This window comes from Devosia sp., from assembly GCF_028290645.1.
Lineage (GTDB): Bacteria > Pseudomonadota > Alphaproteobacteria > Rhizobiales > Devosiaceae > Devosia_A.
Genome location: NZ_JAQGJL010000251.1, coordinates 1 through 2,793 on the forward strand (window position 1 = coordinate 1; position 2,793 = coordinate 2,793).

Consider the following 2,793-nt stretch of genomic DNA (forward strand, 5'->3'; position numbering starts at 1 on the left):
CAGCGGCACATCGCCAACTGCACCAAGGCCGATCCGGCGTATGGCGCCGGCGTCGCGAAGGCGCTGGGCATCACCTTCAATCCGCAGACGATCGCCGCGGAGTAGCGCGACCCGCCCAGCCACAGGCTGGCGGCCGCTCTCTAGTGCCGCCGGTCACCCTGAATCAACGCGTTGTTTTTGCGCACACCTGATCGCTCAGAGCGACGCACGCTCACCTCTGGAGATCAACGATGTCCAACCAAACTGCACCCAAACTCCTTGCGGAGTTCATCGGCACCTTCTCGTTCGTGTTCATCGGCGCCGGCGCCGCGGCAATAATCGGCAGCGGTGCGGGCTTGGCTGGTATGGGCGCCATTGCCTTCGCTCACGGCCTGGCCATTATGGCCTTCGCTTTCGCCTACGGATCCGTGTCGGGGGGGCATTTCAACCCGGCCGTCACTGTCGGCGTGCTTCTCGCGGGCGCCATGCGCACCGGCGAGGCTGTCGGCTACATCGTCACCCAGCTCATTGCCGGTATCATCGCCGCACTGTTGTTGCGGGTGGTGCTTGGGGGTACGGCGACCGGCCTCGGCACCCCAACGCTCGCAAACGACCTCGCTCTGGGCGCCACGACCCTGACGATCACGCCCTTGGCCGGCTTCGTGATCGAAGCGGTGCTCGCCTTCTTCCTGGTCACTGTTGTGCTCAGCACGGCGGTGGCGGGTCGCGCAGGCAACCTTGCGCCGCTGGCGATCGGCATGACCCTGACCTTCAACATCATCACGGGTGGAGCTCTCACCGGCGCCGACTTCAACCCGGCAATATCACTGGGTCCAATGGTCGCCACGGGCAATTTCAACAATGTCTGGCTATACATGATAGCCCCGATCGTTGGCGCCGTCGTTGCCGTCCTCGTGCACAAGGGCCTCGCTCGGCTCGCCCGGCAGTCGCCAACGGCGGCTGCGCCCCTCTCGACCCCGGCCGAGTGAAATTGACCGCAACTCTCGCTCAGAGCGGATCTGGACGCATGTTGGCGACAGTTGCGCACATGCTTGCGTCAAAGTCCGCCAGTTCCAAAGCTTCATTCAAAGGAACGAAGCGAGGATACGAGAAGCAGGCGGGCGTCGCTGATCGGGTATCAAGCTTCAACCGGCAGAACGGCCGCCTTCCATTCGGGATAGCCATCGGTGAGACGACGGACTTTGAAGCCCCTTGTCCGCAGTGCCTCTACTGCCTTGAATGACAAAACGCAGTACGGCCCGCGGCAGTACGCGACGATTTCCCGGTCCGTGGGAAGATCGGACAGCCGCGCTTCGAGGGTTTCTATGGTGATGTTCTGGGCCGTGGGCAGGTGTCCTGCCGCGAACTCGTCTTCAGGGCGGACGTCCAGCAACAGAACCGCATGGTCCCTAATCCGCGACAGCAACTCCTTGCTCGAAATCGGCTCCAGCGAATCCATCCTCGTGAAGTAGCTGTCGACAATGCCCCGCACCTCGGCAACGTTGTGCTCTGCGAGCAGCCGGAGCGCGATACATCGATCCCAGCCTTTGCCATTGCCCGATCGGCACCAACGAGCACGCGACTGCCCCCGAAGACGCGCAAGCTACTCCTGAAACTTGCAGCGGCGGCGGAAGAGGGGTCGTTCGACGCTTCTCTGGCCGCGCGACGCATCCGTCCTGGCACCCGGCTGGTGCGGGCGTGGAAGGGCGTTACACATAGCGTAAGCGTCCTTCAAGACGGCTTTGAATGGCAGGGTAATCGGTACCGATCGCTGTCAGCAATTGCCGGGGAGATCGCCGGCACCAATTGGAACGGGCCAAAGTTCTTCGGGCTCAAGCCGCGCAAACTCCGGCAGCCGGGCAGGGCGGAGGTCACCGAGCATGCGTGAGAACCGGTCATCGCCGCAAAAGCCCGGCGGTTCAGCAACGCGCTGTGCCATCTACACCCGCAAAAGTTCCGAGGAGGGGCTGGAGCAGGACTTCAACTCGCTCGAAGCCCAGCGCGAGGCCTGCGAGTCCTACGTAAAGTCCCATGCCCATGAAGGCTGGGGACTGATCGAGGATCACTTCGATGATGGTGGCTTCTCGGGTGGCAACGTGGACCGTCCGGCGTTGAAGCGCCTGATGGATCGGGTGAAGGCCGGCGGGGTCGATGTCATTGTCATCTACAAGATCGACCGGCTCACCCGCTCGCTGATGGATTTCGCGAAGCTCGCCGAGGTGTTTGATGAGCATGGGGTCTCGTTTGTCTCGGTGACCCAGTCGTTCAACACCACCGACAGCATGGGGCGCCTGATGCTCAACGTGTTGCTGAGCTTCGCCCAGTTCGAGCGCGAGCTGACCGGGGAGCGCATCCGCGATAAGGTCGCGGCCTCCAAGCGCCGGGGCATGTGGATGGGCGGACCCCAGCCCATTGGCTACGACGTCAGGGATCGCGCCCTCGTCATCAACGAGGCAGAAGCCGTTACCGTCCGGAAGATCTTCGACCTCTATCTCGATCTCGACAATGTCAGACTGGTCGAGGAGGAGTTGCGGCGCCTCGGTCTTCGCACCAAGCGCTACATCTCGGGCACCGGCCGTACCGTCGGTGATCAGGCGTTCACGCGCGGGCACCTCTACAAGATCCTCGGCAATCCGCTCTACATCGGCGACATCACGCACAAGGGCGAGCGGCACAAGGGCCAGCACCAGCCGATCATCGACAAGGCGATCTGGACCAAGGTGCAGGCAACGCTGGGCAGGAACACTCAGGGGGCGCGCAGCCGCGCCAATGCAAGGAGCGGAGCTTGCTCGCCGGTCTGATTGTCGACGAGCA

General features: G+C 63.0%; 4 protein-coding genes. 3 read left to right on the plus strand and 1 reads right to left on the minus strand.

Annotated features, from left to right (window positions below; genetic code table 11):
* Positions 1–230 precede the first annotated feature (230 nt).
* On the plus strand, positions 231–968 hold the full coding sequence (locus JWQ89_RS13775) for an aquaporin (RefSeq protein ID WP_299641914.1): 738 nt from the start codon (positions 231–233) through the stop codon (positions 966–968).
* A gap of 149 nt (positions 969–1,117) precedes the next feature.
* Here JWQ89_RS13775 and JWQ89_RS13780 read toward each other — a convergent pair whose 3' ends face one another.
* Entirely contained in the window at positions 1,118–1,438 is a 321-nt protein-coding gene (locus JWQ89_RS13780) for a rhodanese-like domain-containing protein (RefSeq protein WP_366144007.1), read from the minus strand.
* Here JWQ89_RS13780 and JWQ89_RS13785 point away from each other — a divergent pair.
* Both JWQ89_RS13785 and JWQ89_RS13790 read left to right on the plus strand, forming a co-directional pair.
* A complete protein-coding gene (locus JWQ89_RS13785) occupies positions 1,382–1,867 on the plus strand; it encodes a DUF2924 domain-containing protein (RefSeq protein WP_299641916.1) in 486 nt (161 codons plus the stop codon). The two genes, JWQ89_RS13780 and JWQ89_RS13785, sit on opposite strands and share 57 nt — an antisense overlap.
* A complete protein-coding gene (locus JWQ89_RS13790) occupies positions 1,860–2,780 on the plus strand; it encodes a recombinase family protein (protein ID WP_299641918.1) in 921 nt (306 codons plus the stop codon). Before JWQ89_RS13785 ends, JWQ89_RS13790 begins: the two co-directional genes overlap by 8 nt.
* The last annotated feature ends 13 nt before the right edge of the window (positions 2,781–2,793 follow it).

Coding starts and splice junctions, on each gene's coding strand:
- JWQ89_RS13775 (WP_299641914.1), top strand. CDS start 231: ATGTCCAACCAAACTGCACCCAAACTCCTTGCGGAGTTCATCGGCACC.
- JWQ89_RS13785 (WP_299641916.1), top strand. CDS start 1,382: ATGGTCCCTAATCCGCGACAGCAACTCCTTGCTCGAAATCGGCTCCAG.
- JWQ89_RS13780 (WP_366144007.1), bottom strand. CDS start 1,438: ATGGATTCGCTGGAGCCGATTTCGAGCAAGGAGTTGCTGTCGCGGATT.
- JWQ89_RS13790 (WP_299641918.1), top strand. CDS start 1,860: ATGCGTGAGAACCGGTCATCGCCGCAAAAGCCCGGCGGTTCAGCAACG.